Below are 22035 nucleotides of genomic sequence, written 5' to 3' on the forward strand. Positions count from 1 at the left end.
CTCCAAAAATTATGTCACTTCTCAGTTTATACGTAAGTTTTGCGAATCGCAATGCTCGATTATTTCGAACTTTTACATTACTTTACATCAATTAACTCTTTTAGTTGTTCAAATGTCTTTTCACCGATTCCTGTTACCTTCTTCAAATCCTCAATCACTTGAAACGACCCCTGCTCTGTACGATGACCAATAATCGCATTGGCCTTTGAGGGACCGATGCCTGGCAGCTGCGTCAATTGACTTTCATCTGCCTTATTGATATTGATTTTGCCGGATTTATTGACCCCACCTCCGCCACTAGATGAGGAAGGACTTGCAGCAGCTGTTACAAGCGTTTCAAGCTCCTCCGTTAGCTGCTCACCAACTTTTGGGATATAGAGCACCATTTCATCTTGTAGCTTTTGTGCATGGTTAATGAGTGTCGGATTGGCCTGTTCCGTATAGCCTCCTGCCGCTTCTATGGCATCCACAATGCGCATTCCTTCTTCAAGGGTATATACCCCCGGATAACGAACAGCGCCTTTCACATCGATCATATACGCTTCAGGTGGACTCTTTTCAATTATTTCAGGTTCGGTAGGTTCAATGGCTGCAAGCGGTGTGATCGGTTCAATAGTTTGCAATGAGGAAGGTTGGGATGAATCGTCAATGGTGAAAAAATAAAGTATGAGTGCTGCGATGACAGTTCCTGCAATCACAGCCCACTTTTTATACTTCTCTAAAAACGGCTGCACAACAAAAAACACCCTTTCTTAAAGAAGGCTTTGTATATGGAGCTACTTCCACTATACAAAGTTTCATTCCTCAAGAAAAGGTATTTCATGTAAACTTGTTGAAACTGTCTATTTCGACTATTTGACCGCGCGAATAAAAATACGTTCACTTTCATCGTGTGGTGCTTCGTCAGTCCAATCTGCTGAAATTTCAACCGATGCAAAGCCGATTTCTTTTAACCACATCTCATATTGCCCTATGGCAAAGGTACGCTGAAAATGCTCTTCGTCAAAGCGTTCAAATAAATCGCCTGCTGTTTGTACAAAAAACGTCATTTGATGATAGACGGAATGCTCAAATTCACCTGGCTCGGTATGCCAAACATAGGTCAATTCACCATCATCATACGTAAATGGCCCATCTAAAAAGATTTCGTCCATTTTAAATAGGGAATGCACATCAAAAAACAATTGCCCACCGTCGCGCAAACTCACATAAATACGCTTTAACGTTTCCATAACGTTTGCCTCGTCTTTTACATAGTTAATCGAATCAATCGGTATAATGGCAACATCTAAGCCGTCAAAGCCTTCGATTTCGTCCATACTCATCGCAAATAACGGCATTGTGATCCCGTTTGCTGCCATTCGTGCACTTGCCACAGCCAACATGTCTTCTGATAAATCAATTCCAGACACCTGATAGCCCTCTGCATGGAGCAAACTTGCTAATGTTCCAGTACCACAGCCAATATCTAATAATTGCTTGAATTGTATTGCGGGTGCATGGCGTGTAATCCATTGTACATACTGCCCATACGGAATATCCGTCATCAGCTCGTCATACACCTCTGCAAAACGCTCATAACTATTCATTGTGAGTTTGTGGCGCGTCTAATTGTGGTGCATCTCCCCATAAACGCTCTAGGTTGTAGTAAGTACGCTCATCTTTGTGGAAAATATGCGCCACAACATCGCCCATATCTACTAAAATCCAACGAGCTGTATCGAAGCCTTCTAATTTGCGCACATTATAGCCTGCTTCTTCTGCTTTTTCTTTAATTTCACGTGCAATTGCTTGTACTTGGCGCTCTGAGCTACCTTCTGCGATGATGAAATAATCGGCTAAAAGTGAAATACCTTGCATATTTAATGCAACAATATCCTCCCCGCGTTTGTCATCAATTGCTTTATACGCAATGCTTAATAATGTATCATTCATGTATGTTTAGTCCTCTCTCATTAAACTGTTGTAACATTCAATTGAAACCGGATAAATGGCTAATTGCGCACTTACTAAATGCAGTAGCGAATGCGTTACACATGCGCGAAAAGCATCATTCAAGTCCACCTTGGCATAGGCACGTAGCTCATCAACCCCAGGAAACTTTCGATTTGGTTCAATCATGTCGGCAACAAAAATTATTTTTTCAAATGTGGTCATATTCGCTCGTCCAGTCGTATGGAATCGAATGGCATTTAAGATGTCTTCATCGTCAATTTGGAATTCGTTTTGGACAATCCATGCGCCAACAGGTCCATGTAAAATCTCGCTATTCCATTCTAGTAATCGCGGATCTAAATGATGTTCGTAAACGACTTTTTTCATCCATTCGACATCGGCATATTTAGCAATATCATGAAAAATCGCGGCCACTTCAGCCTTTTTTTCATCTTGCCCATAGCGCTTTGCCAATTGAATCGCGGTTTCCATTACACCAATCGTATGAATATACCGTTTATTTGGCATACGATCTTTAATTGCCGCTAACATTGCTTGACGCTCCATAGAGACCTTCCTTTCGAATATACTGCTCCACTGTTTCGGGTAATAAATACTTTAGGGAGCCTTGCTGTTGTAATCGATTCCGAATAAATGTTGAAGAAAGATTAATCTCCGGTGCTTCCACCATTTGTACATTATAATCTGTTTTGGCCTCAAAACCTGGACGCTTCACTCCAACAAAATGGACAAGCTCGACCAACTCATCAATGCGATACCATGTATGAAGCGAGTCAATCATATCGCCACCAATGATGAAATAAAATACTACATCGGGTTCGCGTTCACATAATGCCTTCATCGTATCGTACGTATAGGATATGCCTCCACGCTCAAGCTCAAACGTTTCCAGCTTAAAATAAGGTACGCCTTCAATTGCAAGCTCAACCATTTTTAAACGCTGTTCATTTGTGGCAGATTGAGATACCTCTTTATGCGGTGCTTTTGCATTTGGCATAAAGCGTACTTCTGACAAACCAAGTGCCACATACACCTCATTCGCCATTATTAAATGACCAATATGTGGCGGATTAAATGTCCCTCCAAAAAGACCAACCTTCTTCATAACCATTCACCTTATTTCGCTTGTGCTTTTGGTAATACGATTTTTTTGTTGTTGCGAGATTCTTTATATAACACAACCGTTAATCCGATTAATTGTACGAGCTCTGCGCGAGTACCTTCCGCTAACGCTTGTGCTACGTCTTTTTTGTCTTCTTCACAATTATCTAAAATACGTACTTTGATCAGTTCACGCGCTTCTAATACATCGCGTAATTGTGTAAGCATGGCATCATTTACGCCACCTTTTCCTACTTGGAAGATTGGATCTAAATGATGTGCCTCAGCACGTAAAAAACGTTTTTGTTTACCTGTTAACATAACTTCTATTTTCCTCCTAATTGCTCTGATAAGCGAGCAATCATTGCATTTGTATTTGGGTAACTGCCTAACCAATGCTCATAAGCGATCGCCCCTTGATGAACGAACATGCCTAAGCCGTTGACAATTGTTGCTCCTTTTTGCTCAGCCGCTCGCAAAAAAGGCGTCATTAATGGATTATACACAATATCAGCTGCAATTGCCCCTGTTGGGAACTTATCAAGAGAAAATGGTAATGAAAAATCTCCTGTTGACATGCCTGCTGGTGTTGTTTGAATAAATATTCGATAGGCATCTAAATTTGCTTCGGCTTGCTGCATGGAAATGGCTTTACCGGCATTCATTTCGTCGATGATTTGTTGTGCCTTTTGAACTGTGCGATTCGCCATAGTGATATTTTCATAGCCCGCCATTTGAAGTGCAAACGCAATGCCACGCGCTGCACCACCCGCACCGATTACCAGAACAGGCTGTTGACGCTTTGCCGTACCAATCGCTTCTTCCAGTGACTTGACAAAGCCTGGGCCATCCGTGTTATAGCCTTTCAGCTTGCCCTCTGCTGTTCGTACAACGGTATTGACGGCACCCATTTTTTGGGCCAGTTCATCTAATTCGTCTAGATGTGGAATGATCGTTTGTTTGTGTGGAATTGTGACGTTCCAGCCACTCGCACCTAGTAGCTTAAACGACGCAACGGCCTGCTGTAAATTTTCAGGCTTTACGTGTACTGGAATATACGTTGCATCGACATCTTCCTGCTCATACCACGCATTGTGCATTTCAGGAGATTTTGATTGTGCAATCGGATCTCCAATAACCGCAAACCACTTTTTCATCGATAAGTCCTTCTTTCAGAAAAATTTATATCTATCTGTTAAATCAATGACGGGCGAATGAATACTTCTACCCCTTTAGGTGCAAATGCTGCTACGACAACATTGGCATGCTGTACGGTAATCCAGCCTAAGCCTGAGAAGACAACATCTGTTTTCGCCTCTTTAATTGAAAATTCATGGCGTACTAATTCTGGTAATTTTTCAATATGCGCTGCTGTAGGTGGTGCTAAAAGCTCCCCTTTATGCTCCGCGTATAGTGAGTCTGCACGATCTAGCTTCGTACGGTGAATCGGTAAATCATTGGCCACATGTACTGTAAAGGCAGAGCGCTCCCCTTTGATAAAATCAAAGCGTGCGAGTGCACCAATAAATAATGTTTGCCCTGGATTTTGTTGGTATACTTTTGGCTTAATTTCTTTTTTCGGCATAATATATTTTAGTTCACTCGAATCAATATAATGCGCCATTTGGTGGTGATTAATAATACCAGGTGTATCAAATAAAGCAGAACCGTCATCTAATGGAATCCCAATCATATCAAGCGTTGTTCCTGGGAAATGAGAAGTTGTAATGACTTCTCCCTCACCTGTTGCTTGCTTAATAATGCGATTAATAAATGTTGATTTCCCTACATTCGTACAACCGACTACATAAACATCTTGTCCATGACGGTATTCTTCAATCGCCTCAACTACTTCTTGCATGCCCATTCCTTTATGTGCAGAAACAAGCTTGACATCGATGGGCTTTAACCCTAATGCCTTCGCTTCACGTTTTAGCCAATTAATGACTTTCTTTTCTTTTACTGATTTCGGTAAAAGATCGGCTTTGTTGGCCACTAAAAGCACCGGATTATTTCCTACAAAGCGGTGTAAACCAGGTAACCAGCTGCCATTAAAATCAAAAATATCAACAATTTTCACGATGAGACCTTGCTGTTGTCCAAGACCATTTAAAATACGTAAAAAATCGTCATCTGTTAAGCTAACTGGTTGAATTTCATTGTAATTTTTTAAACGGAAACAACGCTGGCAAATAATCGTTTCCTTTTCTAATGAAGAAGCTGGCGCATAACCTAGCGCATTCTTATCTTCGGTTTGAATCACTGTTCCACAGCCAATACATTGTGGCATTTCATTCATTAAATATTTCCTCCTAAAATAAAGGGCATCGAGGGATTAGTCTTCCCACGGATATTGCCCTTTTCGTTTTAAATCATTGTACACACGGCGCTCAACAAAGCGGTTAAACTTTGTTACAATTCCGTCCGAATCCGCAACAGGGCGCACTAAAAACGTATAAATTTTTTGACGCTTTGCCCCCATGACATCTGTTAATAATTGGTCCCCTAGCATCGCAACCTCATGGCGACGTAAGCGAAGTTGCACCATCGCATCATAATAGGCCTTGCCTAGTGGTTTTTTTGCACGATAAATAAACGGGATTCCATGTGGCTCTGCAAACGTTCTTACGCGTTGTTCGTTGTTGTTTGATGCGATAATAATTTTAATCCCTGCTTCACGCATCATTTCAAACCACGCAACCAATTCTTCCGTTGCATCTGCACGATCCCATTCTACTAACGTATTATCTAAATCTGTAATAATGCCCTTGATACCGAGGTTGGCTAATTTTTCTGGCGTTACTTCGAAAATACTCGTGACAAATTCATTTGGTAATAAAAAGCTATACAAATTCGTTACTCCTTACTCAAATTGATTTTTCTATTATAACATAGTAGCAAAGGCTTCTCCCATTTTTATCTTTGCCCCATGCGTTACGTTGTCGCAAAATGCCACTGCATCTCGTTCGAATAGCATGACAACCGTCGAACCAAATGCAAAATAGCCGACTTCCTCACCTTTCGTCCACTGGCTCGTTGTATTCGTTAACTCAATCGAATTGACAAAGGTTGCTCCTACTTTTATAAATGCCGTTTCATGCAAAGCATCATATTTTATTTCACTAATCATACGATAATTATGGCTAATTGGTTTTTTTCCATATTCAAGACCCATTTGATTGACTGGATATGATTTTTGTCCGAGTACATACTGGCGTGTGATCCGTCCGTCAATTGGGCTATGTATGCGGTGGTAATCTGCTGGGCTTAAATAAAAGACAATATAGGTGCCCTCCTCATAGCGCTTTGCTTGCTTAGTCGAACCGAGTAAAGCGGCTAGTGAATAGGGCTTGTTTTTCACGGTAAACATCATGCCCTCTGTTATTTGCCCAAACGCTTCAATTTTTGCATCTACGGGACTGGCAAATTTCGTTGGGCAATGAGCTACGGGTCTTGCATCCGCTTTCAACTCACGCACAAAAAAATCATGTAAACTTGTAAATTGTTGTGGTGATTTTGAAACCTCTGATAGGTTAATTCCGTATATATTACTATAGCTTTTTATAAAGGATTTACTTATTCGTGATTGAGCAACTGTTTGAAGCATTTTTGATGAAATTTTCCCATTCGAAAGTTCGATCAAATTTTGATATATTTTTTCCTTCATATGCACTCGCCTCCATCGTTCATTTTTCGTATATTATCTACTAATAGTTTTTGACGTTTATTTTTGCACAGTGAAATTTCTAGCCACCACATAGCTGAATTGCTCGCACCATATCAGGCTTTTCAGACCCTATTTTTACTGTTCAGAAATGCAGGATAAATATAAATTATATAATGGAAATGCACACAAATAAAGGGCTTATTATGAATAAACTACTACCTTTTTTTCAATTAACAAGTATAATAAAGAATAGCGAATGAGCAAAGGAGTGTTTCCGATGTTTCTATTTCAGAAGGTGGATTCCACATTGAAAAAGATAAAAGCAAATGCTGCAAATATTATAACAATTACTAATATGTCATTTGGTGGCGCTGCTATTATGGCGACGTTAAATGATTCATATAGCTACAGTGTCCTATTAATTTTTTTCGCAGCATTTTTAGACCGCTACGACGGAAAAGTAGCACGAAAATTTAATCAAGAGTCTGAATTAGGGAAACAACTCGATTCAATGGCTGATATTATTTCGTTTGGTGTCGCACCTGCCCTCTTAATGTATGAAATGGCTTTAATCGATGCTGGTGTTTCGGGAATGATGATGCCCGTATTATTTATCGCAGCTGGTGCAATCCGTTTAGCACGTTTTAATGTTATGGATTCAACAGGTTATTTCGTAGGATTACCCATTACAGCGGCGGGTACGCTACTTACATTTTCATATTTCTTTACGGATATACTATCAACGCAATTTTACATGATTTTGTTCCCTGTACTTGCGGTCATGATGGTTAGTACATTTACATTAAAAAAAGTGTAGGCACTTAAAGTCCTACACTTTTTTCATGCGCTGACGAAATGTATCATATACTGTCGAAAACATGAAAGGAGATTTCTTTGAGCGGTGTTTTAACTGTACTGCTTCAACTTTGGCTTGAGTTCCCTGCACTTGTCGGCTATTTAAAAGGGCAAACCTTTTCGAAGCCACTCAGTCGTGAACGAGAACAGCAAGTAATTGCCCGCTTTATGGAAGGTGACGAACAGGCTCGGATTGAATTAATCGAGCATAATATGCGACTTGTCGCGCATGTCGTCAAAAAATTTCATCCCCCACACGAATTGCTTGATGATTATATTTCAATTGGCACGATTGGTTTAATGAAAGCTGTCAGTAGTTTTACCCCTGAAAAGAAAACCCGCCTAGCTACGTATGCCGCGCGCTGTATCGAAAATGAAATTCTCATGTATTTACGCACACAAAAAAAGGTACAAAAAGACGTATCCCTTTTTGAACCGATTGGAATCGATAAAGATGGCCAATCCCTTCAAATTCGTGATTTACTTCAGCTTGATGAACCCACTGCTATCGAAAAAATCGAAAAGAAGGAAGATTTCGCGAAGCTGTATCATTATTTAAACACACTCGATCCGCGTGAACTCGAAATCATCTCCTACCGCTATGGCTTGCAAAACTTTGATCCACACACACAAAAAGAAATCGCCACACGCCTTAATATTTCACGTAGCTACGTATCCCGGATTGAAAAACGAGCACTCATCAAGCTGTATCAGCAGTTTAAGCATAATGAAAACCAACATTAGCGTGAGTTATACGATTTTAACATTGTAAAAAGGGCACTTTGCGATTTGCAAAGTACCCCTTTCAATTAAGCATTAATGAAAACGCATTTCGAATTATAATTTTGTAATGGCCTTTAATACGATCTCTGTCGAATGCTTTGCTGCTACTGATAAAAACTCATCGAAGCTAATATTTGATTCTTGACCTGCGATATCAGATAACGCACGGATTACAACAAAGGGTGTGCCAAATTGGTAGCAAACTTGCGCTACGGCCGCTGCTTCCATTTCAACTGCTTTCATTGTTGGGAAGTCTTTACGCACCGCCTCAACGCGAACAGGATTGCTCATAAAGACATCACCTGAACAAATTAAGCCTACCGCTGCGTTGTGCTCGCCTACTTCCGCTACTGCTTGTTTAGCCACTTCCATTAGCTTTTCATCTGAAAGATATGCTGCTGGCATGCCCGCCATTTGTCCAATTTCATAACCAAAAATCGTCACATCACAATCATGGTGGCGGACTTCATCAGAAATGACAATATCGCCTACGTTTAATGCACGATCAAAGCCACCCGCTGAACCTGTGTTAATTACAACATCTGGCTGATACTTTTCTAGTAAGATTGTTGTCGACATTGCGGCGTTTACTTTACCGATTCCACTTTTTAAAAGCACTACTTCTTTGCCTTCGTATGTACCTGTTGTATATTCGCTGTTTGCGATTGTTTCTGAATGTGGGTTTTGCAATGCTGCGCGTAATAATTCTACTTCTTGTTCCATTGCCCCAATTACTGCGATTTTCATGTTTGTTCCTCCAATAATCAATTACGCCAAGACATAATTGTATCCAAATTCATTTCAAGCCCAGGACATCTGCCAGGGCTCTACTTAAAGTACTCAATTCCACTGCACTTCGTCAAGCTTAAATATCGTTAATAGGCATCTTCTACCGTATTTAATACTTCTAAGCGTGTTGGTTTCCAGCCCTCTCCGTCAATCCATTCGATGCTGACACGATACATTTGCTCTTTATCCATGGATGTGACAACGGCAATGGCAGTTGATGCACTACCATTATTTTTTATTCTTAACACAATACTATTCTCTTGCTCTAAGTCAAGCACGCTAAATATGGCCTTTAGCTTCTCTTCATAATCGATATGACCTTTTTCAAATATCGACTCATGAGTACCCGTTTGCTCTGTCGGGTAGGCTGTCCACGTATCATTTACTTGAACTTCCTGTACAATTGGATCTGCTGAAGGAAGTACCGTATTTTCTACGACATCGGTTGTTTCTTCAGCATTATCAGTTTCCTCAGTCACATTTTCATCGTCTTGGTCGTTTTCATCCGTTATACCTGTACCCGTTTGATCTTCGCCCGATTGTTGCTCATCTGAAGAAACTTGCTCGTTTGCATCCTTTGCTTCTGCCTGATCATTTGGTACTGGATCTTTTGATAATATTATCGCTAATGTTGCCACAATCGCTATTGCTACAATGGCAATCAATACATTTAAATTTTTGTTGACCCTATCAAATTTTGTATTTTGCGCCTTTTCTTCTGCATATTGCTGTCTTGTTTGAAAGCGTCGTTTACGTTCCATCTCAATCCCCCCTATGCCTGTACATATTGTAGCAAAAAGAAAAGCAGTTAGCGAATGAGAGCTAACTGCTTCTTACATAAAAATTCAATTATTTAATATCTAAAATAACAACTTCCATGTCGCCGCCTGGTGTTGTTAATTTTACTACATCATCGACTTGTTTGCCCATCAATGCTTTTGCGATTGGTGAGTCATTTGAAATTTTCCCTTCAATTGGGTCTGCCTCTGCTGAACCTACGATTGTATAAGATTCTTCAAAGTTTGCACGCTTGCCATCGATGAGCTCATCGAATGTAATCGTTTTGCCAAGAGACACAACGTTTGTAGTAGCGTCTTCCGTAATGATTAATGCATTACGTAGCATTTGCTCGATTAAAGAAATACGTCCTTCCACGAATCCTTGCTCTTCTTTTGCTGAATCGTACTCAGAGTTCTCTGATAAGTCACCAAAAGAACGTGCTACTTTAATACGCTCTACTACTTCTGGGCGTTTTACTGTTTTTAATTCGTTTAACTCATTTTCTAATTTTGCTTTACCTTCAAGTGTCATTGGATATTGTTTTTCGTTTGACATTTGTTCTCACTCCTCCGTTATACCTTGAAAACGTTTACTTATTCCATTTTCATATTGCTGACTTTATTCTTATTTCGAACAAAGTTTACAAATCAAATTTTTTGTTCATAAATAACAGAAAACCCGACTACTAGTTTACGGTATGTGTAAAGATTGCTAAATAGAATCTTTACACAGCGTTTACTAGCAGCCGAATTTCATCTTTGCTTATTTATGTGTTGTTTCCATAATTGAAATGCAATATTTGTAAATACTACACCATCATATTACAAGTTCGCATCAGTTTCAAGAATTGTTTTTATTTTCGTTACCATCAAATCAATTGCCACGTTATTATCGCCACCTTCTGGGATAATCACATCCGCATAGCGTTTTGTTGGTTCGATAAATAAATTATGCATCGGACGTACTGCCGATAAATATTGCTCGATTACTGAATCTGCTGTACGACCACGGTCTTTAATATCACGTTGAATACGGCGAATGATGCGCAAATCCGAATCCGTATCTACGAATAATTTAATATCCATTAAATCACGTAAACGCTCATCCTCTAACACTAAAATACCTTCCAGGATAATGACATCTTTGGGCTCAACATGAATAATTTCTTGTGAACGTGTATGCTGCACATAATCGTAAACAGGCTTTTCTACCGATTGATAATCTAATAAGCTGTTCACATGTTCGATTAATAAGTCTGTATCGAATGCTAATGGATGGTCATAGTTTGTCAGTAAACGTTCATCAAACGTCATATGGCTTTGGTCTTTGTAATAATAGTCTTGTTCAATCACAACAACTGAATCTTCACGGAAAACATCATAAATGGCACGTGTAACACTCGTTTTACCTGAGCATGAACCACCAGCAATCCCGATGACAACTGGGCGCTTCTTTGTCATTTAGTTGTTCTCCTTTCGCATCATATCAAAGTGCGAAATCGGTTGATCCACTTTGAATTTCACGATTTGTAATGGATGACGGGCAACATCTAGCTCATTGCCATCCTCGTCCCAAATTTGGCCGACTGTCATTTTGAATGTTTCGATGTTTGGACCGAAAAATTCAATTGTATCGCCTGGTTTGAAGTAGTTACGCTGCTCTAATGTGACCATTTGCGTCTCTGCATCATAGTCCATGACAAAGCCGGCGAAATCCCATTTCATTTTGTGTGAGTGGAAACCGAACATTTGCTGTTTGTAGCTTGGCTCACCTTCAAAGAATGATGAAGCCGTTGCACGGTTTGCACAGCGCGCTAATTCTTCTAGCCATTCTTTTTGGAATGAGAAGTTCTCAGGGTCTGCACAGTATGCGTCAATTACTTTACGATATACAGAGACAACTGTTGCAACGTAGTGAATTGATTTCATACGGCCTTCCACTTTTAATGAGTCAATGCCAAGCTCAATCATATGTGGAATCGATTCGATTAATTTTAAATCTTTCGGGCTCATCGCGAAAGGTGCTTCCCCTTCGTTAAATAACGCCACTTCTTCGCCATCTTTTTCTTCGTATAGGTCATAATCCCAACGACAAGATTGACAACAGCCACCACGGTTTGAGTCACGTGCTGTCATATGGTTCGATAATGTACAACGACCAGAGTAAGCGATACACATTGCCCCGTGCACGAATGCCTCGATTTCAATGTCTACTTCCTCTTTCATTTTGCGCATTTCCTCGCCGCCAACTTCACGTGCTAAAACGACACGCTCTAAACCTTCGTCCTTCCAATACTTCACTGCTTTCCAGTTCGAAAGGGATTGCTGTGTCGAAAGGTGAATTTCTAAAGATGGTGCTGCTTTTTTACAAGTTTCGATAATTAATGGGTCGGCTACGATAATCCCTTTAACGCCGGCCCCTTCAATCGCTTGTAAATAGTCTTCCAGCCCGTCCATGTTTTCGTTATGGGCAAAGATATTTGTCGTAACATAAATAACCGCGCCATATTTATTGGCGAACTCGACGCCTTCCTTCATTTCCTCAATTGTGAAGTTCCCTGCGTTTGAACGTAGACCAAATTCTTGACCGCCGATAAATACAGCATCAGCGCCGTAATGAACGGCAACTTTTAATTTTTCTAAGCTTCCTGCTGGTGCTAGAAGCTCAGGTTTTTTCGTAATGATTGTTTTTCCGTTAATTGTCTCACGGATTTTTTCGTTTTGAATTAACTGTAGCATACTGCCTTCGTTCTCCTTCCTAGTAAACTGTTTCTTTGTAGATGAAGCCAGTATCCAGTGGACGTAACGCCGGCTGAATTGCCTCTACTTGCTCGAATAATTCAGATTTGATGTCTTCATACGCATCTTCACCTTGTTCAAAATACGTATCAATCGCCTTACGGTAAAGTGATGTTACCTTAACGACATAATCAAACGTTTGTAAAATACCGTCGATTTTTAACGAATCAATGCCAGCTTCGAATAATTCGTTTAACTCCTCGATGATACACATATCATTTGGCGAATAAATATGCGTACCATTCATATCTTCATAAATTGGGTATTTATTTTTACGCTCTTTATCATGTAAGAACATGTTTTTATTGTCTTTACGGTTTTCGATTTCCATCGCTTGATCGCGGTATAAGAAATAGTTACCTAAAAGAGAGCGCTTAGATTGGAACATACATGTCATGCCGTGCACTTGCACTTCAATTTCATGCTTTGTATTTTCTTTAATTTCTATTACTTCATCAACTGAAAGCTCGCGTGCTAATACACCGCGCTTACTGCCGCGCTCGCCCCAATAATTCACTTGGAACCAGTTAGTTGCTGTCGTTTCTGGGTTCCAATGTAATGGAATCGTAATGCCTAATTCACGGACGGCTACGATTACCGCTGGATCACCGAAAATCAGTGCGTCAACACCAATTCGTTGCATTTCTTGTAAATACACGTCTAGCGCTTCTAAACGATCGTTATGGAATAACACGTTCACCGCTACATATACTTTTTTACCTGCAGCATGAATCAGCTTTGTTGCCTCTTCTACTTGTGCTACTGTAAACTCTCCAGCTAATCGTAAGCCAAATTTTTGTTCACCAATTACAAAGGCATCTGCACCTGCATCAAGTAATGCTACAACATGCTCAACCGATTGTGGTGTTACTAATAATTCTGGTTTTTTCACACTAATCACCTCTTCAAACAAATTAACAAACCATCGCCAACTGGGAAGAACGCACTTGTATAATCAGGATGCGCCATAATCCAATCAGAAAATGTTTTTAAATTTCGAATCATCGTTCTTTTTCTTCTCGGTACTTCTTTTATATCTAAATCTGAAAGCCCGTGCATATACATATTATCGATGTATAAAACGCCACCCGACGGAACGAGCGGTGCATACTTTTCGAAAAACTTCATGTATTGCCCCTTTGCCGCATCAATAAAAACAGCATCAAAAGTAGGTTGAATGGATTCCACCTCTACTTCTAACGCATCGCCTTCAATGACTTGTATACGGTCTTTTACCTGTGATCTTGCAATGAATTGTTTCGCATATTGTACACGCGACGCATCACGTTCAATTGTGACAATATGGCACGTTGGTAACGCTTGTGCCATACGCATTGCCGAATAGCCAATCGCCGTTCCAATTTCTAAAATTGATTTCGGATTTTGAATACGCAATAGCTGGTTTAATGATTCAATACCTGCAAGCTGCATAATTGGTACATGGTTTTCCTCTGCAAAGCGTTCCATTTCTAATAATAATTCATCACGTTCAGGAATGAAGGAAGCAATATAGGCATCTGATAATTCCATTCGTCAATCTCCCTTTACGTGTAGTTTTTGCGCATGTCTTTTCATAAGAAAAAAGACGAAACGTAAGATGTTTGCGCCTACAATTTTTTTTTATATAAGGACAAAAAATCACAACTTATGATAGCACGAAAACAAGAGGAATGCGAATAATCTTTCCTAAAATCCGCCTTTTGACGTAAACAGCCAACCTGTTACGAGTAATCAAGACTCAATTTTTAAAAATGTCTTTCTAAATTCGAAACTCTTTATTCTATTTTAAGTCATTAACGTTGCATAAAAATTTTTAACGTTTGTCAAAAGAGATAAAATACCTATTTAATATTAATTCCAGAATTTTCTGAACAATTGTTCTTCCTAGATTTTAAAAAAAGTCAACATGCGCATAAGCGGTAGCTCTTATCCACAAATTGTAAATTATTTACATCCGATACAGCTTAGAAAATTGGATCATACGTTAATTCGTCCAGATGTTCCACCTCTCTTTCGTGGAACTGTCTGACGATGTGCTGAAATTCTCTGTTCCAATCGTACTTTTTCCGTCCTTTTGATTTTCTGGTTGGCGCCCTAAATAGCGCTTTTATAAATACTTCAAATGGCTTAAAGAGTAGATTTTGGAGCGTTTCTTTTAAGTCTAAAAGAGGTCCATTATGGTTCAATTTCAGTTTTAATAATACCTGTAAGCAATACGTAATTAAGGCGATCCAAATTTGTGTATACACAGCGTTTTGACTTTTTCCGTAGAAGCTTTTGATTCTTAGATGTTGTTTCATCCATTTAAAAAACGTTTCGATTTTCCAACGATAGCGATAGAGGTCACCAATTTCTTTCGCCGATAAATCGAAACAACTTGTAAGAATGATAATTTCATTCCCTTCACTGTCCTTCGTTCGAATTAAACGTAGTGTATTCTGCATTTTCGTTCGGTTCTGCTCATCACCTAGAAAGACTTCTTGATCAGAAAAGATGTTATTTTCAACGTCTGGGACTTGTTCATTCAACACTTCGATTTTTGCATTTTTCTTCAGTCGTGTGATAAAACGAATTCCTCGATCGCAGAGTTTATCGTATTGTCGATAGTCCGTATAGCCTCGGTCAAACAGATGAATCGCATCGGAATCGACATCAATTAACTTGTTCATTTGCGTGCGATCTGCGTGTTTCGCTGGTAAAATGACCGCTTGATCAGGAAGTGTCACATCTTTTGTGACAACCACGCGCAAATGTAGACGAACGCCTGCCTTTGTTTTTCGAAACGTTGCCCAAGGATATTGGCTTAGACTCATCGACATCGTAGAAGAATCGATGACAAGTAATTTCCCAATATCACGAAGAAACGGTGAGTTTCCTTTCATTTTCACCTGAATGGAAACGGCGAGATGGCGAAAGACTTTTTCGAATATTCTAGGGGTGAGGCAGGATTGTTTACGCGAAAGCTGCGACGAACTAATGGCATCCATTTGAATAAATGTATGAAGTTCTTCGGTATCTTTCAGCTGTTTCGCTAATTTTTTAAGCGAACTTTTTTCATTCAATTGCGCAATGATGAACAGCTGAAGAAACTTATAAGCTGTCAACTTTTTAATGTAAGAGTCGAGATTTGAAACGTTCACAACTTTTAAAAATGTTTTCTCATCGAGTACTTTTAACAATTCATTTAATGTGGATTTTGTGGTATCCTTGTCCATGGGTAAGCTCCTTTAAATTGGGATTTGGACAGAACTACCAAACCTAATTATAAGGAGTTTTTTCGTGCAATGGAATACCTAATTTTGGGATATTTTTAGATAGAAAGACTCTTGATATAATGTGTTTTAAATTAATGCAATGTTAATGATTTTAAGTATAAAAATCAGCGTTCAACTCCACTTTCAAAAAAGTGTGAGACAAACGCTGAATAGGAATGAAGCCTAGCGTAAATACTTTTCAATATTTGCTAAATGCTCATCATAGGTTTTCGCAAAGTGATTTGTTCCTTCTTTGTCTGCTAAGAAGTATAAATAATTCGTATCCGTAGGGTTCAACGTTGCGTCAATCGATATTTTTCCAGCACCGGCAATTGGTCCTGGTGGTAGACCAATATTGACATACGTATTGTATGGATTCTTCACTTCTAAATCTTCATAGAGCACGCGGTCTTTATGCGAGCCTAACGCATAGAGCACGGTTGGATCCGTTTGAAGTGGCATATCAATATCCATTCGATTATAAAACACACTCGCAATTGTTTCACGGTCTGTTTGAGCTGTTGCTTCTTCTTCAAGAAGTGAAGCAAACGTTAAAAACTCATGAATCGACATTTCCTTTTCTGCTAACACCGTTGAATATTCAGACACAATGGTATTCATGGACGTCAGCATCGTTTTAATAATGTCATCTAGCGTCGGATCTTCCTCAAAGAACGGGTAAGTTGCTGGATATAAGTAGCCTTCTAATGCATAGCGAATATTTTCATTTAAAATAGCCTCTGTCAGTAAATCTGGATACTCTGTCATCATTTGCTCGATAAATGCTTGATCTGTCACTCGCGCCATAAATTTTTCAGCACTATGTGATGTATTTTTTTCTACAACTTTTGCAATTTGCTCTAATGTTAACCCTTCAGGTACGGTCATTGTAAATACAGGCTCACGATACACACGCCCTGTTTTTAAGCTTTCGATAATTTCATCCAGCGTCATAGATTGCGTTAATGAGTAATTTCCTGCTTGGAAATCTGATTCGTTTTTAAATTTTGTGTAATATTTAAAAATGCGGGCATCTTGAATGATTCCTTTTTCCTCTAAAATACTAGAAATCAATGTAATACCAGACCCCATCGGAATCTCCACTTCAATTTTTTTATTTGACTCCGGGTCTACTGGCTCTAATGCCGAAGTTACATAATTATAGCCCGCATAACCTACTATTGCGATGACGATTAGAACGACAAGCGCGATAATCCCAACAATTTTTCGCACGGTTTTCACCTCTCCTTTGCGTTCCTTCATCTTCTCGAACATTTCTTTCTTGGAATTTTCATCTAGCACGGGAGTCCCCCCTTTTTCTCTTTCATTATGATACATAAATTTTAGCTTTCATACAATAATTGGCGTTAAAGTAATGAATTTATTCTCGTAAATGACGACGAAAAATATATTTAGAGGTTCAAACAGAAAAAAAAGAGCTCTGCAAAAGTTTTTCAACTTTCAACATAGCCCTAGTTTTAAATACATTAAGTTAGTTTTGTGCTAATGAATTGAGCATTTCTTCTACCATTGCCCATTCTTCATCGGTTTCGATTGGTAATAGGTCTGCTACCTCACCATTATCCCCAGCAATATAAGCTGAAGCAAATACTTCATCTAATTGTGGCTCATCATCTTCTAAAATTGCATAGAATAAATAGCTTTTTCCTGCATTATCGAAACGGTGTAAGATTTGACACATAATTTCTTCATCATTCTCATTTGTAATCGTGAAGTAATTGGCTTGATCTGCACCAAATTCAGCTAATACCGTATTCATCACTTCTTCCACCATTGCCCATTCTTCATCGGTTTCGATATCTGAAAAATCAGCCATTTCGCCATTTTCGTCTAGCTCATAGCGCAATGCAGAAATGCCCGCATCTTCATCGCCTACTAATGAAAATAAAACATAGGCATGTTCGTCTGAATCAAATGTGAAGACAACACGGCATTGCTGCTCGCCGCCATCTTCTTTTTGTAAAATGAATATATTCTCTTCCATTTTTTTCCTCCTAAATGATGGGTGCTGTTTTAAGCGCCCTGACTTATTTAGCAAAAACTTTTATGAGACGAAGCATTCATAATCCCCATTATGCTACTTTCCATCTTCGCGCAAAGGGATTGTCCAGAAAGCACTTCCAGACAATCCCTTTGTTTTTTAAAAAAAATTATTCTTCGCCTAATTCGTCTTCGATTTGATTTAATACTTCTTCAATTAAATCCCATTCCGCTTCAGTTTCGATTGGCATTAATTCGCCATCTTCACCATTTTCAGCTGGAGCAAACGCTGATGCAAAGATTTCTACAGCGCCATCTTCATCTTCTTCAGCACCTACTAAAGAATAAAGCACGTATGATTTACCGAACTCTTCTGATTCAAATGTGTGTAAAATTTCGCAAAGTTGTTCGTTACCTTTTTCGTCTACTACTGTAATGTGGTGTTGTTGTTCTGACATTCTCGTCACCTCTTCATAAAATTTAGGCAATGCCTATTATTGCACAACTCATTATACATAAAGCTTTCTGTATTCAGTACAAAAAAGCCTCATTTTAATCAGTTTTTAATTTCGGCTGTCTAAATAACCTTGTAGAATCATGACAGCAGCCATTTTATCAATGACTTGTTTTCGTTTTTTTCGGCTTACATCTGCTTCGAGTAACACGCGCTCTGCAGCCATCGTTGTTAAACGCTCATCCCACAGCTTCACAGGGAACCCAAATGTCTCTTCTAATAACTTTTTATAGTTTTCGGAAGCTTCCCCGCGAGGACCAACTGTATTATTCATGTTTTTTGGATAGCCGACAACGAATTCTGTGACATTGTGCTCTTTGACAAGCTCTTGAATGCGCTCAATGCCGAATTCGCCCTCTGCTTCGTTGATTTTTACAGTTTCAATCCCTTGCGCTGTCCAACCGAGTGCATCACTAATTGCCACTCCGATTGTTTTTGAGCCAACGTCTAAACCCATAATTTTCATTTTTCCGCCTCAGTATTCTCTCTAATATAAAATTTCACGAGCTCTTCTAGTATTTCATCACGCTCGAGCTTGCGGATTAAATTACGCGCGTCCTGGTGGCGAGGGATGTATGCCGGGTCACCAGATAATAGATACCCTACAATTTGATTTGTTGGATTATAACCTTTTTCTTCTAGAGACGTATACACCTTCAACATCACTTGCTTTACTTCTTGTTCCATTGACTCTTCAGGAAAACTAAATTTCATCGTTTGATCGAAAGAACTCAAGACCAGCACCTCGCTTTCAGCAATAAGGAGATGGAGCTAGACCCCATCTCCATTTTTACCATTATAACTTATTCAAGCAAGCACTTCAAATATGCTTCGTCTATATTTTCAAACTTATAAAGATTTTACGTGCTCATATACGTTTGCTAATGCTTCATCTAGTTTAGAAGCATCTTTTGCACCAGCCATCGCCATATCTGGACGACCGCCACCTTTACCACCACAAGCTTCTGCTACTAATTTTACGATATTACCTGCGTGATAGTTACCGCCAACAATATCTTTTGTCACACCCGCACATATCATAACTTTTTCGTCATCTGAAGCACCTAAGACAATAATTGCAGACGCCATTTTTTCTTTTAAGTCATCCATCATTTGACGTAACTGATTGTTGTCCTTTGCTTCAACGCGTGTTGCAAGTACTGTAACATCACCAATTTGTTGTGCCGCATCTAATACCGCACCAGCTTGAGCGTTAGCAATTTTTTGTGATAAGGATTCATTTTCACGTTGTAATTCTTTATAATCTGCTTGTAATGATGCGACGCGTGTTGCTACATCTTTTGGATTTGCCTTTAATAATGCCGCAGATTCATTTAGAATGGCTTCTTCTTCTTTAATTGCTTCATATGCAGCTTTACCTGTTACGGCTTCGATACGACGTGTGCCAGCACCAATACCGCCCTCAGATACGATTTTGAAAATGCCAATTTCAGAAGAACGGCTTACGTGTAGTCCACCGCAAAGCTCGATTGAATAATCTGAAACCGCTACTACACGCACGACATCTCCGTATTTTTCGCCGAATAACGCCATTGCGCCCATTGCTTTGGCAGAGTCGATATCCATTTCTTGAATGATCACTTCAATATCTTCCCAAATTTTTTCGTTTACTGCACGCTCTACTTGTGCAAGCTCTTCTTTTGTTGCTGCGCCGAAATGAGAGAAGTCAAAACGTAAACGGTCAGGACCTACATAAGAACCGGCTTGTGCTACATGATCACCTAACACATCTTTAAGTGCGCGGTGCATTAAGTGTGTCGCTGTATGGTTTTTTAAAATTAATTTTCGTTTTGCTTCATCTACTTTTGCTGTTGCTACGTCGCCAACATTCATTTCACCAGACTCTACAACAACTGTGTGTAAGGGTTGTCCATTTGGTGCTTTTTGAACATCTTTTACGATGGCTTTAAATGTGTCTGATTCAATTACACCTGTATCGGCGATTTGACCACCCATTTCAGCATAGAATGGCGTTTCAGATAAGATGATTAGCGCTTCTTGTCCTTCAGAAGCAGTAGTTACTTCTTGTCCATTAATGACAATTGCTGCAACCGTGCCTTGTAGTTCATACGCATTGTAAATGAATGTCGATGCTTGTTTTAAGTTTGATAATACTTCATTTTGTACTTGCATAGAATCTACATCTACACGTGCATTACGAGCGCGCTCACGTTGCTCTTCCATTGAAGCCTCGAAGCCTGCGTGGTCAACTGTCATGCCTGCTTCTTCTGCATACTCCTCAGTTAATTCTACTGGGAAACCAAAAGTATCATAAAGCTTGAATGCATCTGCACCCGGAATAACCGTTTCACCTTTTGCTTTTTGCGCATCAATCACTTCAGAAAGAATAGCTAAACCACCGTCTAATGTTTCGTGGAAGCGGTCTTCTTCGTTTTTAATAACACGTTGGATGAATTCTTGCTTTTCTGTTACTTCTGGATAGAAGTCTTGCATGATTGCACCAACTGTTGGCACTAATTTGTACATAAATGGCTTATTGATACCAATTTGTTTTGCATAGCGAACTGCACGACGTAATAAGCGGCGTAATACATAGCCACGACCTTCGTTTGATGGTAATGCACCGTCACCGATTGCGAACGCTACTGTACGGATATGGTCAGCGATTACTTTGAATGGCGTGTTAATATCCTCCGCTGAGCCGAAAATTTCTTTTAAGTCTACTTCGCCTGGACGTTTGTATTGACGGTTGGCGAATTCTTCTGTTTTTTCGATTATTGGCATAAATAGGTCTGTATCGAAGTTTGTTGGTACGTTTTGCACAACGGAAACAATACGCTCTAGCCCCATACCTGTATCAATGTTTTGCTTTGGTAGTGGCGTGTAAGTGCCATCTGGATTGTGGTTAAATTGAGAGAACACAAGGTTCCAAATTTCTAAATAGCGCTCGTTTTCGCCACCTGTGTATAGCTCCTCTTCAGGTGCACCGAATGCATAAGCCTCACCGCGGTCATAGAAAATTTCAGAGTTTGGACCAGATGGACCTTCGCCGATATCCCAGAAGTTGCCCTCTAAACGGATTAAACGCTCAGCAGGAATGCCGATTTCGTTATGCCACACGTCATATGCTTCTTGGTCTTCAGGGTGAATGGTAATTGATAATTTTTCCGGTTCAAAGCCCATCCACTTCGGATCTGTTAAGAACTCCCAAGCGTAGTGAATGGCCTCTTTTTTGAAGTAATCCCCGATTGAGAAGTTCCCTAACATTTCAAAGAATGTATGGTGACGCGCTGTTTTCCCTACGTTTTCGATATCGTTTGTACGAATTGATTTTTGCGCATTTGTAATACGTGGATTTTCTGGAATAACACGGCCATCGAAATAAGGCTTTAGTGTTGCTACCCCTGAGTTAATCCATAATAATGAAGGGTCGTTGATTGGTACAAGTGGTGCTGAAGGCTCAACATGATGGCCTTTTTCTTTAAAGAAATCTAAATATAAACGGCGAATTTCAGATCCTGTCATTGTTTTTGTTGTCATATAATTTTTCCTCCT

26 protein-coding genes are annotated in these 22035 nt (G+C 39.6%); 2 read left to right on the forward strand and 24 right to left on the reverse strand.

The window, feature by feature from the left end; translation table 11 throughout:
• Positions 1–77 precede the first annotated feature (77 nt).
• From MKX47_RS13075 to MKX47_RS13120, 10 genes are all read right to left on the reverse strand, one after another.
• Positions 78–734 carry a helix-hairpin-helix domain-containing protein gene (locus MKX47_RS13075; protein ID WP_340774895.1) on the reverse strand — a complete coding sequence of 219 codons (657 nt, stop codon included), beginning with the start codon at positions 732–734 and terminating at the stop codon, positions 78–80.
• 117 nt (positions 735–851) lie between these two features.
• A complete protein-coding gene (locus tag MKX47_RS13080; protein ID WP_340774897.1) occupies positions 852–1589 on the reverse strand; it encodes a class I SAM-dependent DNA methyltransferase in 738 nt (245 codons plus the stop codon).
• Positions 1582–1935 carry a ribosome silencing factor gene (rsfS, locus tag MKX47_RS13085; RefSeq protein WP_340774899.1) on the reverse strand — a complete coding sequence of 118 codons (354 nt, stop codon included), beginning with the start codon at positions 1933–1935 and terminating at the stop codon, positions 1582–1584. Before rsfS ends, MKX47_RS13080 begins: the two co-directional genes overlap by 8 nt.
• 6 nt (positions 1936–1941) lie before the next feature.
• Positions 1942–2502: a bis(5'-nucleosyl)-tetraphosphatase (symmetrical) YqeK gene (yqeK, locus tag MKX47_RS13090; protein ID WP_340774901.1), complete on the reverse strand. Its 561-nt coding sequence runs from the start codon at positions 2500–2502 to the stop codon at positions 1942–1944.
• Positions 2471–3061 carry a nicotinate-nucleotide adenylyltransferase gene (locus tag MKX47_RS13095; protein WP_340774904.1) on the reverse strand — a complete coding sequence of 197 codons (591 nt, stop codon included), beginning with the start codon at positions 3059–3061 and terminating at the stop codon, positions 2471–2473. The genes yqeK and MKX47_RS13095 overlap by 32 nt, the downstream gene beginning before the upstream one ends.
• Positions 3062–3072: 11 nt before the next feature.
• Entirely contained in the window at positions 3073–3378 is a 306-nt protein-coding gene (gene yhbY / locus MKX47_RS13100; RefSeq protein WP_340774906.1) for a ribosome assembly RNA-binding protein YhbY, read from the reverse strand.
• Between the two features lie 5 nt (positions 3379–3383).
• A complete protein-coding gene (gene aroE / locus MKX47_RS13105) occupies positions 3384–4214 on the reverse strand; it encodes a shikimate dehydrogenase (protein WP_340774908.1) in 831 nt (276 codons plus the stop codon).
• 38 nt (positions 4215–4252) lie between these two features.
• Positions 4253–5356 (reverse strand): ribosome biogenesis GTPase YqeH, encoded by a 1104-nt coding sequence (gene yqeH / locus MKX47_RS13110; RefSeq protein WP_340774911.1) that lies wholly within the window; start codon positions 5354–5356, stop codon positions 4253–4255.
• Positions 5357–5392: 36 nt separating this feature from the next.
• Positions 5393–5908 carry a YqeG family HAD IIIA-type phosphatase gene (locus tag MKX47_RS13115; RefSeq protein WP_340774915.1) on the reverse strand — a complete coding sequence of 172 codons (516 nt, stop codon included), beginning with the start codon at positions 5906–5908 and terminating at the stop codon, positions 5393–5395.
• 33 nt (positions 5909–5941) lie between these two features.
• A complete protein-coding gene (locus MKX47_RS13120) occupies positions 5942–6724 on the reverse strand; it encodes a phosphatidylserine decarboxylase (RefSeq protein ID WP_340774916.1) in 783 nt (260 codons plus the stop codon).
• Positions 6725–7001: 277 nt separating this feature from the next.
• On the opposite strand from MKX47_RS13120, the gene pssA reads away from it, so the two are divergent.
• Together pssA and sigK are read left to right on the forward strand one after the other, a co-directional pair.
• Positions 7002–7541: a CDP-diacylglycerol--serine O-phosphatidyltransferase gene (pssA, locus tag MKX47_RS13125; protein ID WP_340774918.1), complete on the forward strand. Its 540-nt coding sequence runs from the start codon at positions 7002–7004 to the stop codon at positions 7539–7541.
• 77 nt (positions 7542–7618) lie between these two features.
• Positions 7619–8323 (forward strand): RNA polymerase sporulation sigma factor SigK, encoded by a 705-nt coding sequence (gene sigK / locus MKX47_RS13130; RefSeq protein ID WP_340774921.1) that lies wholly within the window; start codon positions 7619–7621, stop codon positions 8321–8323.
• Positions 8324–8416: 93 nt separating this feature from the next.
• Here the strand turns inward: sigK and mtnN are convergent, their stop codons facing one another.
• From mtnN to alaS, 14 genes are all read right to left on the reverse strand, one after another.
• The gene (mtnN, locus tag MKX47_RS13135) at positions 8417–9109 is read right to left on the reverse strand and encodes a 5'-methylthioadenosine/S-adenosylhomocysteine nucleosidase (RefSeq protein ID WP_340774925.1); all 693 of its coding nucleotides are present in this window, start codon (positions 9107–9109) and stop codon (positions 8417–8419) included.
• A 128-nt stretch (positions 9110–9237) separates the two neighbouring features.
• The gene (locus MKX47_RS13140) at positions 9238–9912 is read right to left on the reverse strand and encodes a YrrS family protein (protein WP_340774927.1); all 675 of its coding nucleotides are present in this window, start codon (positions 9910–9912) and stop codon (positions 9238–9240) included.
• An 88-nt stretch (positions 9913–10000) separates the two neighbouring features.
• Positions 10001–10486 carry a transcription elongation factor GreA gene (gene greA, locus MKX47_RS13145; RefSeq protein ID WP_340774929.1) on the reverse strand — a complete coding sequence of 162 codons (486 nt, stop codon included), beginning with the start codon at positions 10484–10486 and terminating at the stop codon, positions 10001–10003.
• A 266-nt stretch (positions 10487–10752) separates the two neighbouring features.
• Complete coding sequence (gene udk / locus MKX47_RS13150) at positions 10753–11391, reverse strand: uridine kinase (RefSeq protein WP_340774931.1); 639 nt, start codon at positions 11389–11391, stop codon at positions 10753–10755.
• Positions 11392–12669: a peptidase U32 family protein gene (locus MKX47_RS13155; protein ID WP_340774933.1), complete on the reverse strand. Its 1278-nt coding sequence runs from the start codon at positions 12667–12669 to the stop codon at positions 11392–11394.
• A gap of 19 nt (positions 12670–12688) precedes the next feature.
• Positions 12689–13621, reverse strand: coding sequence for a peptidase U32 family protein (locus MKX47_RS13160; protein WP_340774935.1), 933 nt, complete (start codon positions 13619–13621; stop codon positions 12689–12691).
• Between the two features lie 5 nt (positions 13622–13626).
• Positions 13627–14259: an O-methyltransferase gene (locus MKX47_RS13165; protein ID WP_340774937.1), complete on the reverse strand. Its 633-nt coding sequence runs from the start codon at positions 14257–14259 to the stop codon at positions 13627–13629.
• A 434-nt stretch (positions 14260–14693) separates the two neighbouring features.
• Positions 14694–15944 carry an IS4 family transposase gene (locus tag MKX47_RS13170; protein WP_340770139.1) on the reverse strand — a complete coding sequence of 417 codons (1251 nt, stop codon included), beginning with the start codon at positions 15942–15944 and terminating at the stop codon, positions 14694–14696.
• 222 nt (positions 15945–16166) lie between these two features.
• Positions 16167–17258, reverse strand: a complete 1092-nt coding sequence (gene mltG, locus MKX47_RS13175) for an endolytic transglycosylase MltG (RefSeq protein WP_340777820.1) — start codon at positions 17256–17258, stop codon at positions 16167–16169.
• 217 nt (positions 17259–17475) lie between these two features.
• Positions 17476–17988, reverse strand: coding sequence for a DUF1292 domain-containing protein (locus MKX47_RS13180; RefSeq protein WP_340774940.1), 513 nt, complete (start codon positions 17986–17988; stop codon positions 17476–17478).
• Positions 17989–18154: 166 nt separating this feature from the next.
• Complete coding sequence (locus MKX47_RS13185; RefSeq protein ID WP_340774943.1) at positions 18155–18442, reverse strand: DUF1292 domain-containing protein; 288 nt, start codon at positions 18440–18442, stop codon at positions 18155–18157.
• Between the two features lie 105 nt (positions 18443–18547).
• Positions 18548–18964, reverse strand: a complete 417-nt coding sequence (gene ruvX / locus MKX47_RS13190) for a Holliday junction resolvase RuvX (RefSeq protein WP_340774946.1) — start codon at positions 18962–18964, stop codon at positions 18548–18550.
• On the reverse strand, positions 18961–19233 hold the full coding sequence (locus tag MKX47_RS13195; protein ID WP_340774949.1) for an IreB family regulatory phosphoprotein: 273 nt from the start codon (positions 19231–19233) through the stop codon (positions 18961–18963). The genes ruvX and MKX47_RS13195 overlap by 4 nt, the downstream gene beginning before the upstream one ends.
• A 114-nt stretch (positions 19234–19347) precedes the next feature.
• Positions 19348–22020, reverse strand: a complete 2673-nt coding sequence (gene alaS / locus MKX47_RS13200) for an alanine--tRNA ligase (protein WP_340774952.1) — start codon at positions 22018–22020, stop codon at positions 19348–19350.
• Positions 22021–22035 lie beyond the last annotated feature (15 nt).

The organism is Solibacillus sp. FSL R7-0668, from assembly GCF_038006205.1.
In the GTDB taxonomy this organism is placed as follows: domain Bacteria; phylum Bacillota; class Bacilli; order Bacillales_A; family Planococcaceae; genus Solibacillus.